The following is a 26,603-nucleotide window of genomic DNA, read 5'->3' as shown; positions in this document are numbered from 1 at the left end:
ATCTTTCTATTTAAAAGCATAATGAGTCAAATAGTAGAAAGGCCAACTATACGTAATTCTACGAGCTCTCTTTATATATTTCGATTCACAAGCCCCTTTTGGCAATGAGGCTATTTCTTTCATTTTCGATCGCATATCCCTAATAGGCTCTTTAAAGTCTTTCAATTTCACCTTAAGCAGTATTTCCTTAAATATTGTCAGACAGGTACCGACCAATCTGGACCTTATCTTATATAAATCCTCACCTTCAAATAAAGAATATTTTACCATAAATTGCATTCTAGCATATTCTGCTAAAAAATAATGATAAAGATTCATAGGAGACATTGTATGACAGATACTCGTTTGTCGCTCTACATAATGATAAAAAGGGCTATCTACCCATACAACTTTCTTACATAGAGCAACCCATTCATACATTACAAGTCTGTCTTCATAATTTTTCCCCTCTGGGAATTGTAATGATGTCAGAAAGCCACTCTTATAAAGCTTTGTACAAGCAGAACAACTAACTTTTTCCATCATCATATCTTGTAATACATTCTTTGGATCTCGAATAACAATATCTCCAGAATTCCGGTAAGGAGACTCGTTTGGTTTAAATTCATATTCAAGAAGAAAATTACAATATGCAATTTCCGCATCACTTTGTACCATTGCATCTAACATTTTCTCAAACATTGCAGGTTCAACATAGTCGTCACTGTCAACAAAACCAATGTAAGGAGCAGAAGCTATACGCATGCCAGCATTACGGGCAATAGAGAGTCCAGCTATAGAAAGATGAAGCACTTTAATACGTTTATCAATTTTCGCATATTCATCACATATCTCAGAAGAACCATCAACAGATAAATTATCAACCAAGATTATTTCAATCTGCTGTAATGTCTGACTACGTAATGATTCAATACATTTATGCAAATAATCAGCAGTATTATGAACAGGCACTATTATACTAACCAAATACTTATTCTCCACTATTTATCTTTTTAAGTTTAAAATGTACCCAATAATAAATAGGCCAAAAATAAACAATCTTTCTCAGCCGTTTATAACATTTAATATCAAGTTCCTTTTTAGACAGAGGAATTAATTTCTTCAAATTATTCTTCATATCAACAACATAGGCACGACTTTCGCTAAAAGGAAAAGAACGCATCTCTTTAAAAGTCCTTAAGCAGCTCTTAACAAGGGATATTTTCATATTATATTGTTCTTCCGTATCGAACAATAGATTATTATTAATAAACTCCAAGCGGCAAAATTGTGCTAAAAAGAAATGATAACGTTGTAATGGCGAAATAACATGGCAAATACTAGAGCTTCTTTTTACATAATGATAAAATGCCTTATCAATCCACACTACTTTTTCAGACTCTAATATCCACTGATGCAAGATAAGACGATCCTCATACATATTATGTATAGGAAATTTTAACGAAGAAAAAAGTGTCTTCTTAAAGAGTTTCGTACAACAAGAGCTATTCAATCGATCACACATCATATCATACACCACCTCCTTCGAAGATCTTTCACAGACCATACCACTATTAGGTTCAAAAGAGTCTATATGCCCGTCGTCATGTTCAATCTGAAAATTAGAATATACCAAATCAACACCATATGAACTAATTGCAGCAAGCAATTCCTCATACATATTGACGTCAATATAATCATCACTGTCTATAAACCCTATATATGGAGCAGAAGCCATATCAATGCCAGCATTACGAGCTACAGATGCATTAGCTACCGAAAGATGAATTACTTTTACCCGAGTATCCATACTTGCATATTCATCACATACCTCAGAAGATCCATCAGTTGATAAATTATCTACCAGAATTATCTCTATATTTTCTAAAGATTGATTTCGTATAGATTCAATACATTTTCGCAAATAATTAACTGTATTATGTACAGGTACAATCACACTTATCAAATAATTATTCTCCATGCATGCCCTCCATTAATAAACTTACGCACAAAGATAGAGAATATAGTATTATCAGTAAAATAAAAACCAGATTTTAAGTTCCCAGGTTATCATTAATAATCGTATCTTTGCCGGAAAGCTTATTATATTAATATGAGTAAGGAAAATATAGCATTTGTTGTTGTACGTTACGGATTAAATATCAATGGAGGAGCAGAGTATCATTGTAGAATGCTAGCCGAAAGACTCACCAATGATTATAACGTTGAAGTTCTAACTACTTGTGTAGATAATTATAGAACTGGAGAAAATCTTGAGTTTAAGGAAAAAGAGATTATCAATAAAGTCATTGTTCGCCGTTTTAAAACTAATCCCACTCATCCTGAACTTGAAAACTTTTATAAAAAGAAAGCTAAACCGGCTTATAAATTAAGACGTTTTTTATACAAATGTCACTTTCTAGCTATTGCTTCTTACTTTTTCCCTATTTGGCATTTCAAAGAAAAAGAAGAACTAGAAGCACTCGGTAGCCAAGTTTTCCATTCTCCGGCTCTCTTCAATTTCATAAAAGAAAATAAAGATAATTACAAAGCAATCATCCCTATTACAATAGATTATTCTCATGTATATTACACAACTTTATATGCACCAGAAAAGACTATTGTAATCCCTACAATGCATTATCACAAAACTGCATTTCGCTCAACCTTGACACAAGTCTTTACAAAGGCAGCCTACATCGCTTTCAACACAACAGCAGAACAAAAACTAGCAAGAAAAATATTTGGTATGCACATGGCACCCCACAGTATTGTAAGCGTAGGGATAGAGCTAAGTGCTCCATCAGACTGGGCAGTGACCCAAGAAAAGTATAATCTTCCTGATGAATATATGCTCTATGTAGGGAGAGTAGACCAAGGCAAGCTTAACAATGTGTATACTTATTTCCTCAACTATAAAAAGGTATATCCTAATTCTGATTTAAAGTTTGTTCTTGTAGGCAAACAATATAGTGATCCTTTTAATCATCCGGATATTATATATACTAATTTTGTTGAAGAACAAGAAAAGATATCAATCATTCAACATGCAAAGATTGTAATCAACCCATCACTGTATGAAAGCCTATCACTTATATTACTGGAAGCAATGGCTTTAAAAAAAGCGATGCTGGTCAATGGCAATTGTAATGTATTGAAAGAACATTGCCATAAAAGTAATAATGCTGCTTTATACTACACTAATGAAAAAAGTTTCATTGATAAGCTTCATATGCTAGACTCTTCTACCAATCTTAGATTAGAGATGGGAGAAAAAGGATATTCTTACGTTAACAGTAATTACGACTGGAACATAATAATGAATAAACTAAAGCATGTTATCGAAAATATATAAAGATTTAGATACTCTTGATAGCTTGCTTTAAGCGCCCCATAATCAAAGTCCAATTATAGTTCGATTTCACATAAAATACACCTTTCTCTCCCATCTCCTCTCTCAAATCTTCCGATTGTTCAATCCGTCGAAGTGCCTGATTAAACCCGCGATTATTCATGTAATAAAAAGAAGCAAAATCACTTTTTAAACAATGTTCTTTCAAAACTTTACAATGTCCGTTTACAAGCATTGGCCTCTTTTGACTCATAGCCTCTAAAAGTATTAAAGAAAGGCTTTCATAACGAGAAGGATTTACTACAATTTCGGCATGCTGTAGAATTGACATTTTCTCTTCATCACTGACAAAGCCTGTGTATATAACATCAGGATGCTCAAATCGCTCCATAGCCAGCCCACCTACCAATACTAATCTTAATGTTGAATCTGAATATTTCTTCTTATAATTCACAAAATATGTAAGTAAACGATGAATCTTTTTAGGAGTAATACGACCAATATATAACAAATATTTCTCTGGTAATTGAAACTTCTCTTTTGTCATCGCCCAATCTGCGGATAAAGACTCCTCTATTCCTACACTCAATATCCCATGAGCCCCCAAAGCCTTACCCAGAATATTTTCAGCAAGCCTCTGTTCCTCTCCGGTATTAAAACCAACATAAGCTATCTTTGAAAAAGCAGATGTTAATACAGAACGGAAAGAAATACCCATATTATGCATTGTAGGAATAGCTATTGTTTTTCTACCTGCATACAATGCAGTGTAATAAAAGGTGACATAATCAGAAGACATTGCTATAAATGCTTTATATTCATCTATATGATCACGAATATAATCATTCAATGTGGACGAATAGAATTTATCACTCTTCATCGCCTGCACTTCATCATCATTCTTGTAGGTCCATATAGGAATCAAATAAGACAAGTATTTCAAGATTCCTAATTTAAAAAGGAACTGGCGTAGTTTTCTTGCTGGTTTAGCCTTCTTTGCGAAATAGCGTTCCTTTTCACGCTGAACAGGATTCGTCCTAAAACGACGAATCACCACTCCATTCCATTCTTCCTCACCTTCCGGATATATATTTTCGCCTGTCGCAACATCTCTGACACAGGTAGTAAGTACTTCCACATCATAATCAGATACTAACCGTTCTGCTAACATCTGACAATGATATTCAGCCCCGCCATTTATATTTTTGCCATATCTGACAACAACAAAAGCAACTTTCTCTTTCTTCATAGCTTCCCTTAATACAACATTCTACTTATGAGAGCATCTGAATCACATTTTTCATCCGTCCTATAATCATCTCCCAATTATAATTCTCCTGAACATAGTGACGCCCTTTCTCTCCCATCTGTTGACGTAATGTTTCTGAGTTCTCAAGGTTATGCAATTTTCGCATAAAATCTCTACGATTCATATAATACAAAGCTGCATAATTGCTCTTTTCACAATGTTCTCTCAACACATTACACCTGCCATTGACCAACATCGCCTTACCTTCGCTCATCGTTTCAAGTAAAATAAGTGATAAACTTTCATATCTGGAAGGATTCACTATTACTTTAGCATTCAACTGAATCGCTACTTTCTCCGCATCATCAACAAAACCTGTGTAAATTATATCCGGATGTTCGACTGTCTTTCCAAAAATACCTCCGACTAAAACTAGCTTTAATCGAGAATCTACATATTTCTTTTTATAGCTTAAAAAATAATCAACTATATTATTCAACTTTATAGCATCAATTCTCCCTACATACAATAGATAATCTTCCGGCAAATTATATTTTACCTTTGTTTGCTCCCAATCAGCAGCTTTCGTCTTCTCTATACCTACACTAATAATGCCATGAGCAGCCAAAGGCTTTCCAACTATATTCTCTACCAATTTCTGTTCTGCCTCTATATTAAATCCAATATAGGCAACCTCATAGAAAACAGAAGTAATAATAGAACGAAAGGATGAGCCGTTATTATGCATAGTAGGAATCAGAATCGTCTTCTCCGGTGCATATAGTGCAGTATAATAAGTATGAGGGAAAAAGGAAAGCGGAATGAATGCTCTATAAGAAGCTTTATTCTCTCTTATAAAAGCATACATTGAAGATGAATAAAAAACCTGACTATTCAAGGCCTTTATTTCTTCTTGTTCTTTATAATGCCAAATCGGTTTCACATAAGACAAAGGCTTCAAAAGACGACATCTGTACAAGAAGTGCCTCCACTTCTTTGCCGGAGCCGCCTGCCTGACATAGCTCTTATGTAGGTCCGGTTCAACAGGATCTGAATAGAATCGACGTACCAAAACTCCATTCAGGATTTCTTCTCCTTCAGGATATTCATTATCACCGGTAACATAATTCTTGACACACGTAGTCAATACTTCAACATCATAATCGTTAACCAGCCTTTCGGCCAGCATACGACAATGATATTCAGCACCTCCGTTTATATCTTTTCCATAACGAACTACTATAAAAGCTATCTTTTCCTTAGTCATTCTAGTCAATCAACAATTTGTGCTTTCTCTTAAATATAGCACGATAACCACGATATAGCATCCTATAAAAACCGAAGTGTTTACACATAAAATATCGTTTGATTGACATACTCGGGCCTAGTTGCCAAGGAGTAATATGACGATATTCACGCATTTTCAACATCGTTTCATCTATGATATCCTCAAAAGCCGGTGACGGAGGGCACAATAAAGTATGGTTAATCAAATGAATCCCTCTCTTAAGTACGCCAACGGAAGATTCACCTCCAAGTTCCGCATTCTGAATAAACTTATCCTGTTCATAAAGACTCAGGAAGTAATGATATTCCTTTACCGGATCATAACCACCACGAGTAATGCTTTCATTCTTATGAATCATATAATGGTATTTAGAGACACAACTCAATACCACTTTCTGAGAGCTATAAAATACTTTATATAATACAGCTACGTCCTCATAAACCCGTCCGACAGGGAATGAAAGGCGGTCAAACAATTTACGTTTAAAGAGCTTCGCCCATAAATAGTTCTTTACCAAGTCATTCTTTACCAAAGCACGTATAATCTCCTTTCTGGAGAAAACATACAGCTTACCCGTGTTGTTGATTATTTTAGAAGGTCTTCCCTCCTGCTCAAGAAGATAAGTACAAGCAGAAACATCTGCATCATGCTCTTGCATCAAGGTGTAAAGATACTGATACATATCATGATCAATCCAGTCATCACTGTCAACAAAGCCCAAGAGCTCTCCCGTAGCTGCAGCCAAACCAGCATTACGGGCAGCACTCACCCCACTATGAGGCAAATGAATAGTCTTAATGCGCTGATCCATACGCGCATACTCATCGCAGATACCGGAAGAGCCGTCGTCAGAACCATCATCAACTAAGATAATCTCAAGGTTCTTATAGGTCTGCTCCAATATAGATTGCAGACAAGTCTTCAAATAGTCCTTTACATTATAAACAGGCACTATAAGACTAATCAATGGTCCAGAGATATTAGTATTCATATTATTCTACTTGTCAACTTTTTATTTTTACTGCAGCCCCTTCTATATAGAATGCTATATAACAAGAAATACTGCAAAACTACCCTCTATTTTAAATAAATTTCACACTTGTATGTGATTCGATAATACAATCTAAACACTCTCAAATCAAACAATTACCTCTTATTTGCCATTTATACAGTATAATTCGTCTAGTTTCCAAAGTTCATTCAAAGATTTCCACTGTTTATCATTCAGGTTAGTTTTCCCATTATTTTTCTTTTGTAAGCTATTATTCTGCGTTTGAGGCAACTCTATCGGCCGGGGATAGAATTCACCCCCTCCTGTCACCTTGACCCGCCTCTTTAATTCATTCGCTTTCAACCATAAATCATCCGCAGACGGACAATGTTCACTGATTATTTTCCAGTCAAACAACTCCTCTCCATACCAATGGGGAGGATAATAAATCCCGCCACATCCGATTGCCACATTCTGCAAAGAGCTATTCACCGACATCGTAAACACTTTCGTCCACTTTCTATATACCGAAAAAGAATTTCCATCCATATGAATCTTCCGGATAACGTTTCCGCAAACTGTATCCGGATACTGATACGATAAGGAAAGCAAACGCTCAACCGTATTCCGGGGATAAATCAAATCATCATCCACTGTTATCACTTTACTATCCGGATATTCACGGAAAACATAATGATACTTCTTATGTGAACGGAAATTCTCAGACACAAATCTGAATTCTATTCCTTTAGCCATCAATCTTCTAAGTTCTTCCGGCAGATCATTCAACCGTCCGGGGAACTCCTGTTCCGACAACCATACAATTATCTTTTCGGGCGGACAAGTCTGCCACAGAATTGATTTCAACATCAAATGAAGCTGAGAGATACGGGGAGGAAACGTCGTCAACGAGACAATGACTCCCGAATGGTTCGATAATGTCGGAGCATCAGTGTCTTGCTGATAAGCACGCACCACTTTATCATGATACTTTGCTCTTCTCCACCTGCAAGGCAAAGAATAGATATGTCGGTAAAATCCTCCTTTTTCCTTATAGGAAGTCAGCTTCTCTTCTTCCCGTATATAGCGATCATAATAACTGTTCACCTTCACAGACTGACCTCTCAGTTCATCCTTTACAATGCCCAGAGAAGCCCATTGAACCTTTGCTCCACGAGTATGCTTTCGTATATTCCGGTTCTTCTGAATAGAGTCTTTCGTCTTATACCCTCTTGCATGATCCAAATGGAGGCATACGGTAGAGTAACGTATCTGCATACCATGAATTCCATAGTTCTCCAGACGTTCTCCAAATTCACGGTCTTGTCCACCGTACTGCATACGCTCATCAAAACCATTCACAGCCAGAATATCGCTTAGCCAACCGGAAGCGTTATGCCCGTTCCAGCTTGCTTTGGTAGGAGTAAATGTATTTAATGCCCACCTTTTAAATCCTGTAGCAGTCAGTTTATTATTTTTAAAAGAGGCAGGCATCCCTTTTCCTCTCATCCATTGCAGATCAAAACATCTGCCGGATAATATATCGTCCTTTGTAATATCTTTCGACAAATCCATACTCAACTTATGATATCCGCCGGACAGGAAACGTCCTTTACGGCGAAGACACAGGTGAGTTGAGACGAAGTCTTTACGTGGAATACAATCGCCATCACTGAAAAGCAGGTAATCTGCTTGCGCAGCCAGTATGCCTTTATTCAGAATATCGCACTTACGGAATCCTTTATCTTCGTGCCATACATGCTTCACCTGAAAGGATAATTGCGGAGTTATCCTCTGCAACATATCATAAGTTTCTTTCCGCGAACCATCATCGGCAACAATCAATTCAAAGTTCTTAGTATCCTGGGCTTCATATCCCCACAACACCTTCTCCAGCCATTCAAGCTGGTTGCAGGTTGACAGTACGACCGACATCTGCAAAGAAGTAGTCTTCCGGCTAAAACGGATAATAGAATAATTGCACTCCATCTGTTCCCCAGCCCAATAAAGTTCTCTCGAAATCTCCCTCCATCCGGCTAAGTCCACACGATCAGTGCCATCAATGTCTTCCTCCTTATGCAAACGAACCAGACATAATGCGTCCTCATCCTGATCTTCTTTCAAGTCAGCATGATGAGCCAGCAAGTAGTCCCGTACTTTTTCATCCGAACAAACAACATTATTTTCAAAAGCTACTATCATTAATTACCCTCCTTTAGCCATTAAATATCCAACTGAAACCAGACCTGATGTCTGCGACGATATCTGTTCCAGAATTTCTTTCTGTAATGCAGAATCAAACGCACACATTCTTCTTCATCCATCCCTCTCGAACGGGCATATTCTTTTCCCAACAAGATGAAGAAGGGTGTCTGCCCCCATAAACGGGCAAAATTCGCACAACCTTTCTTAATATCCACTTCGCCAAAATGCATTCTGTTAATATCCACCAGTGAGAAATGATATTCCTCTCCTATCTTGTCATACAGGATATTTCCCGGGGAATAGTCCAAATGCAGAATTCCGGCTTCATGCAAACGCGCTGTAAATTCCGCAAAAGCGGTCACTACATCTTCGCAGCTTTTTATATCCGCATTGCCAAACTGGCAAAAATTATATCGATAGGGAGATTGTATGCTCATAAAATATGAATGACCAATCAAACCCATTTTTGTCTCTTCTATATAGGCAATAGGACATGGGGTTTCAAACCCTTTCTCCAACAGTTTCTCCGGATAAACAAAAGCCCGTTTCCCTTTCGAAGGGCGAAAGAAAGCATAAGCGATCCGATTTATCAGTGGAGGTATCGTATACCGTTTCACGTTAATATCCAATCCATCCACCGTGATCATCTTTATCAAATTTCGCCCGGAATGAATTACCGTTCCTATTGTCTCAAAATCTTTCGGAATACGTTCTACATATTCTCTCAGATATTCGTATTTGGGGTTAATCATTATTTTCATCTTACGAAAAAACAAGAATGGTCATACTTCTCTTCATCTCTCAACTCTTTTGCCCGGTCATCTTAAAATATTTATCCAACACAAGCAGTGATATCAAATTTTCTCTTCTCTTATCTTTAAACTGGGACACATATTCATGGGCATGTCTGATGATCTCCAATGATTCGTCTACATGCTCTATATAGTAATTCAACCGTTCCTCCAGATCAGAGAAATCCGGTTTTATTTCAATATAATGATAATTGGGAATAAGCGTGCCTTCCATAAACCATGTCTCACAGGTAGGCCGGGGCATCACTGCTATTGAATTTGATGACATCACCCATTTCAGGTTGCTGGCCACATCGATTCCTTCAAGAGCCATTATGAATTTATAATCCAAATGCTCATTAATCGTTTTCTTCTCCGTACGCCACTCTGCCGGATCAGTCGTATTTTTGCTAACATCTCCCAGATCGCACATCGGATGATGAAAATACATTTCCATAAAAAGCTTTCTGGAAGGTTTTCCTTTTACCTTTCCACGAAAGATTACCATATTTTTCTTCTCAGTAAAAGCCTTCTTGTCGTCCACAAATATAAAATGACGAACCTTATCCAGTTTCATCACAATCGAATTCACGTTATCATCTGTCAGCGGACGACTTTTCACAATAGAGGGATAGTCGGGAACAAATGTCACATCACCGGGACAAAAGCCCCACTGAAACTGATCAGAAAACCAGCGGGTATATTGATAAGTATCAAAGAAATACACTTTTTGTTTGCTCATCTTGTGCTCTGAAAGATGCGGAGCAGAAGAAGGTAATTGCACCGTTCCGGAAAGTTTGTTATAATAGTCAACGCGACGTTCTATATAATCCTTGTCCTTCCGGCGGGATAGTGAAGACAACTTTCCTTGTAACCGTAGCCGGAAAATGCCTTTCGGAATGACCAGTCTGAGAGCATTTACCGAATAGTAAATGAACTTAGGATTCTTCCCGCTACGCAACTTATATAAAAGTTTATTCTTCATTCTTGTTCCATATCTCAGGAGTACCTGGCTCCTAATTGATTATTCCTTCAATCTTCGCTATCACCTGTTCGGGTTTTATTTCTCTCAGGCAGGCATAATCGCCCCGCCAGCATGGTTTCTGTCCGTATACGGAGCAGGGACGGCATGACAGGTCAAGCTGTACCGTATTGACCGGCAACTGTTTCCATCCCATAAACCCGGCATATGGATGAGTAGCTCCCCAAACAGAGATCACCGGAATGTTGACCAGCGAAGCCAGATGCATATTCGCCGAATCCATCGAGAGCATCACATCCAGATGACTCATTAGATTCAGTTCGGTACGCATATTCAACTTACCAATCATAGAAACGACGGTAGGATATTTCGCCACCCAGCCATCGAATACTTCCTGTTCACTCTTGCCACCTCCGAAAAGGAAAACCTTCACCTTCGGATCGGTGGCAAAATGGGCTACTACCTGCTCCTGCAATTCAATAGGGTATATCTTACCCATGTGCTTGGCAAAAGGAGCTATACCAATCCATTTCAAATTATCTTTTGCGCCTGTGACAGGTTCTATCTCTGCAAAGTTTCCTTTTTCATCTCCATAAATCGAAGAAAAATTCAACAATACAGGAAAACCCAGTTTCTCCAGCACATCGGCATAACGACGGAAAGAACTTTTCTGGTTCTCCAATACTTTATGCCGGCGGCGGACTAATTTTTCTTTTCCCACTCTACCTTTATAGATAGATGCCACAGGTATATTAGCCAGCCGGAACCTCAGACACAAGTATTTCGTACGAAGTACATGATGAAAATCTGCCACATAGTCGAAACACTTTGCTTTCAGTTCCGAATAAAGGGTGTTCAACCCCCATAATCCTTTATGTTTACCCGTCAGGTCAGCACCGATAAAACTCACATTTGCAGGAAGTCCCTGAAAAAGCGGTTGCCACACAGCACGACTCAACACAGTAATTTCAAGTTGAGGATATTGTACTGCCAGCGAATGTACTACCGGTATCGTCATGGCTACATCGCCAAGAGCCGAGAAACGGATAATGAGAATACGCGCCATTCGTTATTTTTTTGCATAAAGCACCGGATTCAGCGCCGGGTCATTATACATCTTCATCTGTTTATATACTTTCATATACTTCTTCCCTGCCTCGATGTCAGCCAGCAGCTGGTCGATAGCCGAAGAAAGGTCTTTCCGTTGTTCCAGCAGAATATCCAGTTTTACCTGGCATTGTGCACGATGTTCTTCCGTCGTATCCGTACGTTCCACTTCTTGCTGCATGTGGTAAATTTTCAAAGCAAGAATAGAGAGACGGTCTACTGCCCAGGCAGGACTTTCCGTATTGATGGTAGCATCTGCCAGCGGCTTTACATCCTTATATCGATCAAGAAAATAGCTATCGATCAACTCCACCAGATCCGTACGGTCCTGATTGGATTTATCGATTCTTCTCTTTAAAGCTACGGCTGCCACCGGATCAATATGCGGGTCACGGATGATATCTTCGAAATGCCATTGTACGGCATCAATCCAGTTTTTCAGATACAAATAATACTCTATCGACTTCAACTCGTAAGGATTGTTCATCGGCGCATCTACGCTGTCCGTCACATGGTAATCTGTCGTCGATTTCCAAAAAATATCATTGCAAAGGTTACTAAATGTCATAATCTTAACTAGCTAATAGATGTATAATAGGACAAAGCTATGTAATATTTTTCAGACAAGCAACCGTTTCTTACTTTTTTATTTCTTACCTTTGTCTGAGTAAAAAAGGAATTGTATATGAAAATTATTATAGATGATAAGATACCTTATATAAAAGAGGCAGCAGAGAAAATTGCCGAAGAGGTAATCTACGCACCGGGAAAGGATTTTACACGGAAACTGGTACAGGATGCGGACGCACTCATCATCCGGACCCGCACTCACTGCAACCGCGAATTGCTGGAAGGCAGCAAAGTAAAATTTATCGCCACAGCAACCATCGGATTTGACCATATCGACACCGAATACTGCAAGCAGGCGGGTATCGAGTGGGCGAATGCCCCGGGATGCAATTCCGCCTCGGTGGCTCAGTATATACAATCCTCTCTTCTGATCTGGAAATCTCTTCGGAATAAAAAGCCGGACGAACTGACGATCGGCATTATCGGTGTAGGTAATGTAGGAAGCAAGGTGGCCAAAGTCGCACAGGATTTCGGTATGCGTGTACTACTGAACGACTTGCCAAGAGAAGAGAAAGAAGGAAACATTACCTTCACCTCACTAGAGAAAATAGCCGAAGAATGTGATATCATCACCTTTCACGTACCTTTATATAAGGAAGGGAAATATAAAACGTACCATCTGGCAGACGAGAATTTCTTCCGGTCTCTCCAACGGAAGCCTGTTGTCATCAACACTTCAAGAGGAGAAGTGATCGAAACAAACGCCCTGCTGGAAGCCATCAACAACGGTACAATCTCGGACGCAGTAATCGACGTATGGGAACATGAACCGGAAATCAACCGTAAATTATTAGAAAAGGTACTGATAGGCACCCCACATATCGCCGGATACTCTGCCGACGGAAAAGCAAATGCCACCCGAATGTCGCTGGACTCCATCTGCCGTTTCTTCCACCTAGGCGCAACTTATGAAATCACCCCTCCCGCCCCATCTTCGCCTATTATCGAAGCAAAAGACCGTGAAGAAGCTCTGCTGAAAATGTACAATCCCATCGAAGACAGCAACCGATTAAAATCCCATCCGGAACTATTCGAAACCTTACGGGGAGATTACCCGTTGAGGAGAGAAGCGAAGGCGTATATGCAGGTAATAAGTAATAGGTAATAAGTAATAGCCATGCGGATATCTAGCGAACGGGCACGGTACCAAAGTAACTACGATTATTACTTATTACCTATTACTTATTACTTCTTCTACAACATGTGGGAAATGCTCATACTCCAAAGCGTGTACTTTTTTAGCCACCTCTTCGGGTGAGTCATCGGGAAGTACGGGGCAGGTGGCTTGGAAGATGATGCTTCCTTCGTCGTAGTGCTCATTAATATAATGTATAGTAATGCCAGTTTCTTTTTCGCCCGCAGCCACTACGGCTTGGTGAACTTTGTCGCCATACATACCTTTTCCGCCGAACTTGGGCAGGAGAGCAGGATGTATATTTATGATTTTATCGGGATAAGCATGCAAAAGCAAATCCGGCACGCGGACAAGGAAACCTGCCAGCACGATAAAGTCAATGCGATATTCCTGCAAAATAGCCAGAATTTCATCTCCGGCTGTCCAGTCCTCCTTCGGGAACACGTTACAGGGCACTTTCAAACGATACGCACGTTCCAAAACGTAGGCATCACTTTTATTAGAAAGTACTAACGACACCTCAACGGAGTCGCTCTTCTGGAAATACCGGATGAGATTCTCGGCATTTGAGCCGGAACCGGAAGCGAAAATGGCGATGTTTTTCTTCATTATACTCGAATTCAATGCACAAAACAGTGAAAAATGTGCAAAAGACTGCATTTATTTAGTCAAATATTTGCGCAAAACGATAAATATTCATTCCTTTGCACCGCAAATTTAAAGAAATAAAACTAATTATTAATTAAAAACTTAAAGTTATGTCTGAAATTGCATCAAGAGTAAAAGCGATTATCGTTGATAAATTAGGCGTAGAAGAATCAGAAGTTACTAACGAAGCAAGCTTCACTAACGATCTGGGAGCAGATTCTCTTGACACTGTAGAACTTATCATGGAATTCGAAAAAGAATTCGGTATCTCTATTCCTGATGACCAAGCAGAAAAGATTGGTACTGTAGGTGATGCTGTATCTTATATCGAAGAACACGCTAAGTAATTATCCGATTTCATCAATATGGAATTAAAAAGAGTGGTAGTAACAGGCCTTGGCGCCATTACTCCTGTTGGCAATGATGTACCCGAATTCTGGGAAAATCTAGTGAACGGGGTTAGTGGAGCAGGGCCTATTACTCATTTTGATGCGTCGCAATTCAAGACCCAGTTTGCATGCGAAGTGAAAAACTTCGATGTAACTAAATATATCGACCGCAAAGAGGCAAGAAAGATGGACTTATACACTCAGTATGCTGTCGCTGTTGCCAAAGAAGCGGTATCGGACTCCGGTCTTGACGTCGAAAAAGAAGATTTGAACAGAATCGGTGTTATTTTTGGCGCCGGTATCGGTGGTATACATACATTCGAGGAAGAAGTAGGCAACTACTACACTCACAAGGAAATAGGTCCCAAGTTCAATCCGTTCTTCATCCCGAAGATGATCTCGGATATTGCTGCCGGACAGATTTCTATCATGTATGGCTTCCATGGTCCTAACTACGCGACTTGTTCAGCATGTGCTACTTCTACCAATGCCATTGCGGATGCCTTCAACCTGATTCGTCTGGGTAAAGCAAACGTAATCGTATCCGGTGGTTCGGAAGCAGCCATCTTCCCTGCAGGCGTAGGCGGTTTCAACGCTATGCATGCTCTGTCAACACGCAACGATGAGCCTAGCAAGGCTTCACGTCCATTCAGCGCAAGCCGTGACGGCTTCATCATGGGCGAAGGTGGCGGTTGCCTGATTTTGGAAGAACTGGAACACGCTAAGGCCCGTGGTGCGAAAATCTATGCAGAAGTTGCCGGTGTAGGCATGTCTGCAGATGCTCATCACCTGACAGCTTCCCATCCGGAAGGTCTTGGTGCCAAACTGGTAATGCTGAACGCTCTGGAAGATGCAGAAATGGATCCGAAAGAAGTAGATTACATCAACGTTCACGGAACATCTACCCCGGTAGGTGATATTTCTGAAGCGAAAGCAATTAAGGAAGTATTCGGTGATCACGCATACGAACTGAACATCAGTTCTACAAAATCAATGACTGGTCACTTGCTGGGAGCTGCCGGCGCAGTAGAATCTATCGCAAGCATCCTTGCCATCAAGAACGGCATTGTTCCTCCGACTATCAACCACGAAGAAGGTGACAACGACGAGAACATTGACTACGACCTTAATTTCACGTTCAACAAAGCTCAGAAACGTGAGGTTAATGTTGCCCTGTCCAATACATTTGGATTCGGTGGTCACAATGCGTGCGTTATCTTCAAGAAATACGCTGAGTAAAATCGTGTTACGTAACCAAATAGATAAGATAAGACTCCTGTTCCGCAAAGACAGAGAGTCTTATCTTTGTTTTTACCGGATACTCGGATTTTATCCGCACAATATCCAGATTTACGAACAAGCGCTCCTGCACAAGTCATCTGCCGTCCGCTCCGAGAAGGGACGTCCGCTGAACAACGAACGGCTGGAGTTTTTGGGTGACGCCATCCTCGACGCCATCGTAGGAGATATTGTCTATAAACGTTTCGAAGGGAAACGGGAAGGTTTCCTGACAAACACACGTTCCAAGATCGTACAACGGGAGACTTTGAACAAGTTAGCCGTGGAGATCGGTCTGGACAAACTTATCAAATATTCTACCCGCTCCTCTTCCCACAACAGTTATATGTACGGGAATGCTTTCGAAGCATTTATCGGAGCCATTTATCTTGATCAGGGGTATGAACGTTGCAAGCAGTTTATGGAGCAGCGGATCATCAACCGTTATATTGATCTGGACAAAATATCCCGCAAAGAAGTTAACTTCAAGTCCAAGCTTATCGAATGGAGCCAGAAGAACAAGATGGAGGTTTCCTTTGAGTTGATCGAGCAGTTCCTCGACCATGACAGTAATCCCGTCTTCCAGACAGAGGTTCGTATCGAAGGGCTTCCTGCCGGAACCGGTACGGGCTATTCCAAGAAAGAGTCTCAGCAGAATGCCGCGCAAATGGCTATCAAGAAGGTGAAAGACCAGACATTTATGGATACAGTCAATGAAGCGAAGTTGCAGCATTCGATGCCGTCAGAAGTGGACACAGAGTTGGTTGAGCCCGAATTGACTGAGTCGGAAGCCATGGAACCGGATACCTTGGAGACCGAAACACCGGAAGTGGAAACGGCTGCAAATGAAGTCGAAACGACTGTTAATGAGGTCGAAGCAACAGAAACTGAAAAGGCATGATAACTCCAACTACCATCCTAACGATAAAAGAGTAAATTATAAGTTAACCGAAACAAATCCCCATACGGCGGCCTTGAATTACTAAATCGTGATCTTCAGTTACCAACTTCAATTTACCGGCCACTTCTTCAAGAGGGATGGATGAAATGTCATCTCCTTTTAAAGCAATCATACGCCCGAATTGCCCGTTAGCAATCAATTCTGTCGCGTGTCCTCCCATACGGGTAGACAGATTACGGTCAAAAGGAGTAGGCGAACCACCACGCTGAATATATCCTAATACGGTTTCACGTGTTTCGATACCCGTTTCATATTCTATTTCCTGTGCGATGTATTCCGCAGCACGTTTCCGACCATCCGTCAAGATGCCTTCTGCCACCACTACGATAGAATAGGGTTTACCTTTTTTCAGTCTTTCGAGGATTGTATTTCCTATATTCTTGATGTTGTAAGGGATTTCGGGGACAAGAATGACGTCGCCGCCACCTGCCATGCCCGAATACAGGGCAATCCAGCCGGCTTTATGCCCCATCACTTCAATAACCATCACTCTTTTGTGCGAACTGGCGGTAGAATGCAAGCGGTCGATGGCATCCGTAGCGATGCTCACAGCGGAGTCAAATCCAAAGGAAATATCCGTTCCCCAAATATCATTATCAATGGTTTTGGGGACTGATACGATGTTGACGCCCATTGCGGCAAATTTAGCGGCAGTTTTCTGCGTTCCGTTTCCTCCGATGCAGACGACACAATCCAGTCCCATTTCCTGAATATTCTGAAGAATCAGTGCCGGCTTGTCGACATCCGAGACGACGCCTCCTTTTTTAAAAGGTTTCTCGCGCGAAGTACCCAACATCGTACCCCCTTGGTTCAACAATCCGGATAAGGATTTATCAGTAAAGGATTCGATGTCTTTTGTCAGCAAACCTTGAAAACCACTATGAATTCCTATTACTTCCATCCCATAGTGATTGATGGCAGTTTTGCACACGCCACGAATAGTGGCATTTATACCGGGGCAGTCTCCTCCGGAAGTCAGGATTCCAATTCTCATTGTCGTTTTTTTTAGTCAGAAACTCGGGATTCAAGAAAAGTCGCCAAATTTTAACGATTATTTCCGTCGTAAAGATAGAAAAAAAAGATAAATAAGGTTACTTTTGCACGACTAAACATTATTATGTTAAAGCAGAAATGAATATTACAAAGATTATTAGTAAGACTTTCGATTCCCGTTTAAAACAAATAGACCTTTATGCTAGTCAGGCTAGTGAGATACAGCACCGTGTGCTGAGTCGCTTAGTGAACCAAGCTGCACAGACAGAGTGGGGAAAAAAGTACGACTACGCCTCCATCCGTAGCTATGAGGATTTCAGAAACCGCCTTCCAATACAGACTTATGAGGAAATAAAGCCTTATGTAGAACGCTTGCGGGCGGGGGAACAGAATCTGCTTTGGCCATCGGAAATACGCTGGTTTGCCAAATCATCCGGAACGACCAATGATAAAAGCAAATTCCTGCCTGTCAGCAAAGAAGCTCTGGAAGACATTCACTATAGAGGCGGTAAAGATGCTGCGGCACTCTACTTCCGCATCAATCCGGACAGTCACTTTTTCTCGGGAAAAGGGTTGATTCTGGGAGGCAGCCATAGTCCGAACCTCAACTCCAACCATAGTTTGGTGGGAGACTTGTCGGCGATTCTGATTCAGAACGTCAATCCGTTAATCAATTTCATTCGTGTGCCGAGCAAGAAAATCGCTTTGATGAGCGAATGGGAAACCAAAATAGAAGCAATAGCCAACAGTACTATTCCGGTCAATGTGACCAGTTTGTCCGGTGTACCCTCATGGATGCTGGTACTTATCAAGCGTATTCTCGAAAAGACCGGCAAACAAACTCTGGAGGAAGTGTGGCCGAATCTGGAAGTATTCTTCCACGGCGGAGTGGCTTTCACCCCTTATCGTGAGCAGTACAAACAGGTGATTCACTCAAAGAAGATGCATTATGTAGAGACCTACAACGCTTCCGAAGGGTACTTTGGTACGCAGAACGATCTTTCAGACCCTGCCATGTTGCTGATGATCGACTACGGTATTTTCTACGAGTTCATTCCATTGGAAGAAGTTGATAAGGAAAATCCACGCGCTTACTGCCTCGAAGAGGTGGAGCTTAACAAAAATTACGCAATGGTGATTTCTACGTCCTGCGGATTGTGGCGATACATGATCGGTGATACGGTGAAGTTTACCAGCAAGAACCCATATAAGTTCGTCATCACAGGACGTACGAAGCATTTCATCAATGCTTTTGGAGAAGAACTGATTGTAGATAATGCCGAAAAAGGCTTAGCTAAGGCTTGTGCCGAGACAGGTGCACAGGTGAGCGAATACTCTGCCGCACCGGTATTTATGGACGAACATGCCAAATGCCGTCATCAATGGCTGATAGAATTTGCCAAGATGCCGGATTCCGTAGAGAAATTTGCCGCAATACTTGATGCTACATTGAAAGAAGTAAATTCGGACTATGAGGCGAAGCGTTGGAAAGATATTGCTCTGCAACCACTGGAAGTCATCGTTGCGCGTCCGGGATTGTTCCATGACTGGCTGGCAAGGAAGGGGAAATTAGGCGGACAGCACAAAGTGCCCAGATTAAGCAATACACGCGAGTATATAGAAACAATGCTGGTGCTGAACAATGAATAAAGTTATCCGAACAAATTAAATCATTATATGACAGGAAGTGTCCTACGGTGTACATAATATGCACTGTGGGACTTTTTTTTGTATCACCAGCTTGCAACTGGTATCTGCAACGCTATAAGCAACAGATAAAGAATAAAATGAGTCGATTCTGTTGCAGATGGCAGATGATTTTTACTTTTTCAAACTTTATAGAGACTGAAGCAATGATTCTTCTACAATGATTCCACCGCCTAACAACAAGCCATCTTTATAGAAGGCAGCAGCCTGCCCGGATGCGATTGCCGTCAACGGTTCGTGAAGTTGTACATGCAGGAAGTTATCCGGTGTAACTGTCACGGTACAATGATTTTCCTGTTTCCGATAGCGAATCTTCACAATGATATCCGCATGCCCTAACAAACGTTCCCGATTAACAATATTCCAATCTTTAAGGAACATCTCCGTTTTCTCCAAAGCCTGTAGGGAAGCAAGTACTACTTCATTCTTTTCCGGGCGAATTTCCTTCACAAAGACGGCACGATTCAAATGAATGCCCAAGCCACGCCGCTGTCCGACGGTATAAAAAGGATAGCCCTCATGCCAGGCTATAAAATCTCCCTTTTCATCGACGAATCGTCCACGTCTGACTTCCGCTGACCAAGTCTGACCTGCACTGACCTGTGGCTGACCTACGCTGACCTGCGACTGACAATTGCTGACCAACCACTTTTTCAGGAAGCTTCGATAATCCATCGGGCAAAAGCAAACTCCCAAACTGTCCCTTTTCACCGCCACTTTCTGAAATCCCCGTTCAGCAGCAAAGGCACGTGCTTCCACTTTGGTAATATCTCCCATCGGAAGCAACATTCTCCGAAGAATATCCTGTTTGAGTCCCCATAAGAAAAAGGTCTGATCCTTGTCCGAATCGGCAGCGTAAGTTATATAACAGGTATCATCCACCTTTACTTTCCGGACATAATGCCCTGTAGCAATATAAAAAATCCCCATTTCATCGGCAATTTTGGAAAGAAGGGGCCATTTCAGATAGTTATTGCACAATGTGCAGGGCACAGGAGTATGTCCCACCATATATTCACGCACAAAATATTCGATGATCTGTTTGCGGAATATCTCACGGGCATCATACGTGATATGGCGGATTCCCAAACGCTCTGCCAAATGGCGGGCATCTTCCAGATATTCGGTCGAGTCGTTCAACTCATAGAAACGGAAAGTAACTCCGGTCACCTCATATCCGGCTTCCAGCAATCGCATGGCAGCTACGGAACTGTCCGTACCGCCACTCATTCCTAACAATACTCGTTTGTTTTCTTCCATCATGCTGCAAAATTAAGGATTTTCCCGTATCTTTGTTTGTTAAAGCCTAAAGAGAATGGAAGAGAAAGCAAATACCGGACAAGTTATCATCGTTTTAACCGAACATCTGACGTTCGGCACACTGCTGATTCCTTATATGGCAGAGAAATCTGACGACGGTACATACCAACTCATTGAACAGGCTTTTCACGCTTCACCCGAAGCAATCAGCCGAATGAACGAGGCCGAGCAACAAGCTATCGACATCGCCTCACATTACACAGAGAAATATCTGATGAGAATCTATTCGCGTGAGAAAACAGTATCCCGTTTTCTGCGCAAATTATCCGAAGATCCGGAACGGGTAAAGAACAATATCCGCCCATTCATCGAGAAAAAAATGCAGGAGATGCTGACATTGATACGCCATCATAATCTTCCTCTGTATCAGAAACAGGTCGGAAGCAAACTGCTATATGCGCATCACGCCTATCATGTGCATCCTCATGACGTGGAGATCCGTTTTACGTTTCTTGCCGATGAGACCAATTTCCGCTACCAGCTACAATGCTATTATGACGGGCAGCCGCTCTCATTAAGTGAACAGAAGCCTGTTATCGTGCTGACCTCCTCACCGTCTGCCCTTTTACTGGGAATGGAGCTGTACTTCTTTCCGCATATTGAGAGCGTACGCATTCTGCCCTTTACCAAGAAAAAGAAAATCAGCGTCCCTGCTTCCCAAATCGAGAAATACATCGATAACATCGTCATTCCGATAGCACGCTATCATGAAATCACGACTCAGGGACTGAATATCATTGAAGAGACGTATGCCTGCGAAGCTGTCCTGTCTCTTGAAGATACCATTTACGACGAACAGATGTTGCGGCTTAGCTTCCGTTATGGAGACCAGTCATTTACTCCCGACACCGTGACCGAAATGAAGAAGATCATTTACCGGAACGATTTCGGCGAGATATTCTTTTTCCGTCGGGATAGCGATGCCGAAGAAGAGAAGCTCCGGATGTTAACAGATTCCGGCTTGCAACGAGTCAGCGACGTTCATTTCAAGCTGTCGCCCGATGCACCCGAAAAGACAATTACTGAATGGATCAGTACATATCGGGAGATGCTCCAGCAGTCTTTTCTGCTGACAGGAAACATGGGGAATACCCCTTACTGTCTGGACGAAATCCGCATCGAACAGAGTTGTGATGACGAACCCGACTGGTTTGAGCTACATATCACGGTAGTCATCGGAAATCTGCGTATCCCTTTCTCACGCTTCCGCAAGCACATCCTTGAAGAGAAAAGAGAATTTCTGTTACCGGACGGACGTATGATTCTTTTACCGGAAGAATGGTTCAGCAAGTACGGAAACCTGTTGGAACTAGGCACTCAAACGGAGACGGGGATTCGTCTGAAACCGACCTTTATCGGTGCCGTACAATCGGCTTTAGAAGAGAACGGACCTAAAAGCCTGCCTTTCAAGAGAGAGATACGCAATGTTCCCGTTCCCCAGGGACTGAATGCGAAACTACGACCCTATCAGCAGAAGGGATTCTCATGGATGGTGCAGCTGAACAAGCAAGGATTCAGCGGCTGCCTGGCAGATGATATGGGACTTGGAAAGACGCTTCAGACGCTGACGCTGCTGCAATATATATACAAACCGCTTTCTCCCGATGCGGTCACTGCTCCTATAAAGCCCGTATTTACAGAAAGCACAGCTTCCGACAATCAGCCGGACAAAGAATGTACTGCCGACACTCCTCCCACCAAAGAGCAGATAGCAGATGCCGAAGGACAATTCTCCTTATTCTCGTTTTCCTCCGAAGATGAGCTGCTGCCGGACGCACGGGAAATCAGAGAGAAAAATAAACCGAAAGAAGATGGTCACAGACAGGAACACGGAAAGAACTCCCGTAAGCCTGCCACTTTGATCGTTGTCCCCACTTCCCTGCTCCACAACTGGCGAAGAGAGGCTAAACGCTTCACGACTCTTGCGATAGCGGAATATAACAGCAACACCACGTTTCCCAAAGGACATCCGGAAAAGTTCTTCAATCATTTCCATCTGATATTCACGACTTATGGGATGATGAGGAATAACATTGATATTCTCCACTCCTACACATTCGAATACATCGTACTTGATGAGAGTCAGAATATCAAGAACAATGATTCCCTTACTTTCCGTTCGGTCATCCAGTTGCAGGGCAAGCACCGGATTGCACTTACCGGTACGCCTATCGAGAACTCTCTCAAAGATTTGTGGGCACAGTTCCGTTTCCTGCAACCGGACCTATTAGGAGAAGAAAGCGCTTTTCATAAGCAATTTATCATTCCGATCCGGCAAGGAAACGTCCGTATGGAGAAAAGGCTGCAACAGATCATCGCTCCGTTTATCCTTCGCAGAAGCAAGAGCGAGGTAGCGCCGGAACTTCCCCCGCTTACCGAAGAAACGATCTATTGCGCCATGTCCGAAAAGCAGAGTGAGAGCTACGAACAGGAGAAAAACAGCCTCCGCAACATATTACTCCAGCAACCCGAAAACAGAGACAGATACCATATGTTCAGCATCCTGAACGGTATCCTGCGTCTCCGTCAACTGGCTTGCCATCCGCAGCTTATCTTTCCCGACTTCGACGGGATATCGGGAAAAACGGAACAAATCATCGATACCTTTGACACCCTAAGAAGTGAAGGACATAAGGTACTTATCTTTTCTTCCTTTGTCCGGCATCTGGAGATACTTGCCGAGGTATTCCGCCAACGGGGCTGGAAGTATGCTCTGCTGACCGGTTCCACCAACAACCGACCTTCCGAAATCGCCCATTTCACCGAGCAAAAGGATGTGCAGGCATTCCTTATTTCTTTGAAAGCAGGAGGAGTCGGTCTTAACCTTACACAAGCCGATTATGTATTTATCATTGATCCCTGGTGGAATCCTGCTGCCGAGTCACAAGCCATCGCCCGTGCACATCGTATCGGTCAGGATAAACAGGTTATCGCCTATCGTTTTATTACTCAGAACAGTATCGAAGAAAAGATTCTCCAACTACAGGAGGACAAGAGGAGGCTGGCAGAAACATTTATTACGGATAGTGAGGCACTGCCTGCACTGAGCAATGAGCAGTGGGCGGATTTGCTGCAATAACAATCAAACATCTCACTATTGCACCATAAAAGTGCATAATCTAAGCATATTTTAATTACCACGCACTTTGTAGTCATCCATTTTCTCCTATCTTTGCAACCCAAAACAATGCGACATGAAATACAAACTCATAGTGCTCGACCTCGACGGCACACTCACCAATTCTAAAAAGGAAATCTCTTCCCGCAACCGGGAAACGCTGATACGCATACAAGAACAAGGTATCCGTCTGGTACTTGCATCAGGGCGACCGACTTACGGCATCGTACCGCTCGCCAACGAGTTACGCATGAATGAGTTCGGCGGATTTATCCTGTCCTATAACGGTGGAGAGATCATCAACTGGGAAAGCAAAGAAATGATGTACGAGAATGTACTGCCCAATGAAGTCGTTCCGGTACTCTACGAATGTGCCCGCACCAATCATCTAAGCATACTGACTTACGACGGAGCAGAAATAGTGACCGAAAACTCGTTGGATCCATACGTACAAAAAGAAGCCTTCCTCAATAAAATGGCGATACGGGAAACAAACGACTTCCTGACTGACATCACCCTCCCAGTAGCCAAGTGCCTCATCGTCGGAGATGCCGGCAAGCTAATTCCTGTAGAATCCGAGCTTTGTATCCGCCTGCAAGGAAAGATCAATGTCTTCCGTTCGGAACCTTATTTCCTGGAGTTGGTTCCGCAAGGTATCGACAAGGCTTTATCCCTCAGCGTACTGTTGGAAAATATAGGAATGACACGCGAGGAAGTGATAGCTATAGGCGATGGCTACAATGACCTGTCGATGATCAAATTCGCTGGTATGGGCATAGCGATGGGCAACGCGCAGGAGCCTGTGAAGAAGGCTGCCGACTACATTACACTGACTAATGACGAAGATGGGGTTGCGGAAGCGATAGAGAGAATCTTCAACGTCCCATAAGGCATTCTTCCTTCAGCAGATCAGACAAAATCCCTTGCAAGTTAAGTTGAAATCAATTATTTATTCTAACTTTGCACTTCCAATAGAACAAATATAAAATGTTATGGAACATCAACTTACCATTTACAACACGTTAGATAGAAAGAAAGAATTGTTCGTACCGCTTCACGCACCGCATGTAGGCATGTATGTATGCGGACCGACAGTATACGGTGATGCTCACTTGGGACATGCCCGTCCCGCCATCACATTTGACGTACTCTTCCGTTATCTGACTCATTTAGGATATAAAGTACGCTATGTACGCAATATTACCGATGTCGGTCATCTGGAGCATGATGCTGACGAAGGAGAAGACAAAATAGCCAAGAAAGCCCGTCTCGAAGAATTGGAACCTATGGAAGTCGTTCAGTATTACCTGAACCGCTATCATAAGGCAATGGAAGCACTGAATGTACTTTCTCCCAGCATCGAGCCGCACGCTTCGGGTCACATTATCGAACAAATCCAGCTCGTACAGAAGATTCTGGACGCCGGATACGCTTACGAAAGCGAAGGTTCCGTCTACTTTGACGTAGCCAAATATAATAAGGACTATCATTACGGCAAACTCTCCGGCCGCAACCTCGACGACGTACTGAATACCACCCGCGACCTCGACGGACAAAGCGAAAAACGTAATCCCGCCGACTTCGCCCTCTGGAAAAAAGCGCAGCCGGAACACATCATGCGCTGGCCTTCTCCATGGAGCGACGGTTTCCCCGGATGGCATGCCGAATGTACCGCCATGGGACGCAAGTATCTGGGCGAGCACTTCGATATTCACGGAGGAGGAATGGACCTGATCTTCCCGCATCATGAATGTGAGATCGCACAGTCGGTAGCTTCGCAAGGCGATGACATGGTTCACTACTGGATGCACAACAACATGATTACCATCAACGGTACGAAGATGGGTAAATCACTCGGCAACTTCATCACGCTGGATGAATTTTTCAACGGTACTCACAAGTTGCTGGCACAAGCCTACACTCCGATGACCATCCGTTTCTTCATCCTGCAAGCTCACTATCGCAGCACTGTAGACTTCAGTAACGAAGCATTGCAAGCTTCGGAAAAAGGGCTGCAACGTTTGATAGAAGCAATCGAAGGACTCGACAAGATCACTCCGGCCGCAACAACTTCGGAAGGTATCAACGTGAAAGAGCTGCGTGCTAAATGCTACGAAGCTATGAATGACGACTTGAATACTCCTATTGTCATCGCACAGCTTTTCGAAGGTGCCCGCATCATCAATAATATCAACGCAGGAAATGCAACGATCTCCGCAGAAGATCTGAAAGACCTGAAAGAAACTTTCCACCTGTTCTGCTTCGACATCATGGGGCTGAAAGAAGAGAAAGGTTCTTCCGACGGTCGCGAAGCCGCTTATGGCAAAGTCGTTGATATGCTTCTTGAACAACGCATGAAAGCAAAAGCCAACAAAGACTGGGCTACTTCCGACGAAATCCGTAATACATTGACTGCACTCGGATTTGAAGTGAAAGATACAAAAGATGGTTTCGAATGGAGATTAAACAAGTAATTCAAG

At 42.2% G+C, this 26,603-nt stretch carries 22 protein-coding genes; 9 read left to right on the top strand and 13 right to left on the bottom strand.

The features are described from left to right. Positions 1-6: 6 nt before the first annotated feature. Positions 7-981 carry a glycosyltransferase family 2 protein gene (locus tag NBH01_RS03020; protein ID WP_250699974.1) on the bottom strand — a complete coding sequence of 325 codons (975 nt, stop codon included), beginning with the start codon at positions 979-981 and terminating at the stop codon, positions 7-9. Further along, the gene (locus NBH01_RS03015) at positions 971-1,960 is read right to left on the bottom strand and encodes a glycosyltransferase family 2 protein (RefSeq protein WP_250699973.1); all 990 of its coding nucleotides are present in this window, start codon (positions 1,958-1,960) and stop codon (positions 971-973) included. Before NBH01_RS03015 ends, NBH01_RS03020 begins: the two co-directional genes overlap by 11 nt. A gap of 132 nt (positions 1,961-2,092) precedes the next feature. Here NBH01_RS03015 and NBH01_RS03010 point away from each other — a divergent pair, with 132 nt between their 5' ends. Continuing rightward, positions 2,093-3,334, top strand: coding sequence for a glycosyltransferase (locus NBH01_RS03010; protein ID WP_011108796.1), 1,242 nt, complete (start codon positions 2,093-2,095; stop codon positions 3,332-3,334). 4 nt (positions 3,335-3,338) lie between these two features. Here NBH01_RS03010 and NBH01_RS03005 read toward each other — a convergent pair whose 3' ends face one another. The 8 genes from NBH01_RS03005 to NBH01_RS02970 all read right to left on the bottom strand — a co-directional run bounded on the left by NBH01_RS03005 (position 3,339) and on the right by NBH01_RS02970 (position 12,512). Further along, on the bottom strand, positions 3,339-4,580 hold the full coding sequence (locus tag NBH01_RS03005; protein WP_250699972.1) for a glycosyltransferase family 4 protein: 1,242 nt from the start codon (positions 4,578-4,580) through the stop codon (positions 3,339-3,341). 25 nt (positions 4,581-4,605) lie between these two features. Then, on the bottom strand, positions 4,606-5,847 hold the full coding sequence (locus NBH01_RS03000) for a glycosyltransferase family 4 protein (RefSeq protein WP_250699971.1): 1,242 nt from the start codon (positions 5,845-5,847) through the stop codon (positions 4,606-4,608). Position 5,848: 1 nt separating this feature from the next. After that, entirely contained in the window at positions 5,849-6,859 is a 1,011-nt protein-coding gene (locus NBH01_RS02995) for a glycosyltransferase family 2 protein (RefSeq protein ID WP_008767570.1), read from the bottom strand. A 162-nt stretch (positions 6,860-7,021) separates the two neighbouring features. Next, positions 7,022-9,061, bottom strand: coding sequence for a glycosyltransferase family 2 protein (locus NBH01_RS02990; RefSeq protein WP_118307206.1), 2,040 nt, complete (start codon positions 9,059-9,061; stop codon positions 7,022-7,024). Between the two features lie 20 nt (positions 9,062-9,081). After that, a complete protein-coding gene (locus NBH01_RS02985; protein WP_032814211.1) occupies positions 9,082-9,825 on the bottom strand; it encodes a BUD32 family EKC/KEOPS complex subunit in 744 nt (247 codons plus the stop codon). 40 nt (positions 9,826-9,865) lie between these two features. Continuing rightward, positions 9,866-10,840, bottom strand: a complete 975-nt coding sequence (locus tag NBH01_RS02980) for a glycosyl transferase family 90 (RefSeq protein ID WP_074857703.1) — start codon at positions 10,838-10,840, stop codon at positions 9,866-9,868. Between the two features lie 31 nt (positions 10,841-10,871). Then, complete coding sequence (locus NBH01_RS02975; RefSeq protein ID WP_061473284.1) at positions 10,872-11,903, bottom strand: glycosyltransferase family 9 protein; 1,032 nt, start codon at positions 11,901-11,903, stop codon at positions 10,872-10,874. 3 nt (positions 11,904-11,906) lie between these two features. Next, a complete protein-coding gene (locus tag NBH01_RS02970) occupies positions 11,907-12,512 on the bottom strand; it encodes a DUF4254 domain-containing protein (protein WP_008767565.1) in 606 nt (201 codons plus the stop codon). A 117-nt stretch (positions 12,513-12,629) separates the two neighbouring features. On the opposite strand from NBH01_RS02970, the gene pdxB reads away from it, so the two are divergent. Beyond that, entirely contained in the window at positions 12,630-13,679 is a 1,050-nt protein-coding gene (gene pdxB / locus NBH01_RS02965) for a 4-phosphoerythronate dehydrogenase PdxB (protein ID WP_048695944.1), read from the top strand. A gap of 66 nt (positions 13,680-13,745) precedes the next feature. On the opposite strand, the gene purN is transcribed toward pdxB, so the two are convergent. Next, the gene (gene purN / locus NBH01_RS02960) at positions 13,746-14,369 is read right to left on the bottom strand and encodes a phosphoribosylglycinamide formyltransferase (RefSeq protein WP_048695941.1); all 624 of its coding nucleotides are present in this window, start codon (positions 14,367-14,369) and stop codon (positions 13,746-13,748) included. Positions 14,370-14,467: 98 nt separating this feature from the next. On the opposite strand from purN, the gene NBH01_RS02955 reads away from it, so the two are divergent. Genes NBH01_RS02955 through rnc form a run of 3 tightly spaced genes read left to right on the top strand, consistent with a single transcriptional unit; the run spans position 14,468 to position 16,925 of the window. Then, positions 14,468-14,704, top strand: coding sequence for an acyl carrier protein (locus NBH01_RS02955; RefSeq protein WP_004291965.1), 237 nt, complete (start codon positions 14,468-14,470; stop codon positions 14,702-14,704). Positions 14,705-14,722: 18 nt separating this feature from the next. Beyond that, positions 14,723-15,985: a beta-ketoacyl-ACP synthase II gene (gene fabF, locus NBH01_RS02950; RefSeq protein WP_016269300.1), complete on the top strand. Its 1,263-nt coding sequence runs from the start codon at positions 14,723-14,725 to the stop codon at positions 15,983-15,985. After that, complete coding sequence (gene rnc, locus NBH01_RS02945; protein ID WP_055301003.1) at positions 15,951-16,925, top strand: ribonuclease III; 975 nt, start codon at positions 15,951-15,953, stop codon at positions 16,923-16,925. Before fabF ends, rnc begins: the two co-directional genes overlap by 35 nt. 43 nt (positions 16,926-16,968) lie before the next feature. Here rnc and NBH01_RS02940 read toward each other — a convergent pair whose 3' ends face one another. After that, positions 16,969-17,979 (bottom strand): ATP-dependent 6-phosphofructokinase, encoded by a 1,011-nt coding sequence (locus tag NBH01_RS02940; protein ID WP_008767561.1) that lies wholly within the window; start codon positions 17,977-17,979, stop codon positions 16,969-16,971. A gap of 137 nt (positions 17,980-18,116) precedes the next feature. Here NBH01_RS02940 and NBH01_RS02935 point away from each other — a divergent pair, with 137 nt between their 5' ends. Next, positions 18,117-19,628 carry a GH3 auxin-responsive promoter family protein gene (locus NBH01_RS02935; RefSeq protein ID WP_022471678.1) on the top strand — a complete coding sequence of 504 codons (1,512 nt, stop codon included), beginning with the start codon at positions 18,117-18,119 and terminating at the stop codon, positions 19,626-19,628. Positions 19,629-19,814: 186 nt separating this feature from the next. Here NBH01_RS02935 and mnmA read toward each other — a convergent pair whose 3' ends face one another. After that, on the bottom strand, positions 19,815-20,945 hold the full coding sequence (mnmA, locus tag NBH01_RS02930; protein WP_016269297.1) for a tRNA 2-thiouridine(34) synthase MnmA: 1,131 nt from the start codon (positions 20,943-20,945) through the stop codon (positions 19,815-19,817). Between the two features lie 55 nt (positions 20,946-21,000). On the opposite strand from mnmA, the gene NBH01_RS02925 reads away from it, so the two are divergent. The 3 genes from NBH01_RS02925 (at position 21,001) to cysS (ending at position 26,597) form a co-directional block, all read left to right on the top strand. Beyond that, entirely contained in the window at positions 21,001-24,084 is a 3,084-nt protein-coding gene (locus NBH01_RS02925; protein ID WP_225657724.1) for a DEAD/DEAH box helicase, read from the top strand. Positions 24,085-24,199: 115 nt separating this feature from the next. After that, positions 24,200-25,012 (top strand): Cof-type HAD-IIB family hydrolase, encoded by an 813-nt coding sequence (locus NBH01_RS02920; protein ID WP_250699970.1) that lies wholly within the window; start codon positions 24,200-24,202, stop codon positions 25,010-25,012. Positions 25,013-25,115: 103 nt separating this feature from the next. Continuing rightward, complete coding sequence (gene cysS / locus NBH01_RS02915) at positions 25,116-26,597, top strand: cysteine--tRNA ligase (RefSeq protein WP_008762954.1); 1,482 nt, start codon at positions 25,116-25,118, stop codon at positions 26,595-26,597. Positions 26,598-26,603 lie beyond the last annotated feature (6 nt).

It is taken from the genome of Bacteroides sp. B1-V-101 (assembly GCF_023656585.1).
Classification (GTDB): Bacteria; Bacteroidota; Bacteroidia; order Bacteroidales; family Bacteroidaceae; genus Bacteroides; species Bacteroides thetaiotaomicron.
Note: the sequence above shows the minus strand (reverse complement) of the source record. Positions and strands in the feature narration are given on the sequence as shown.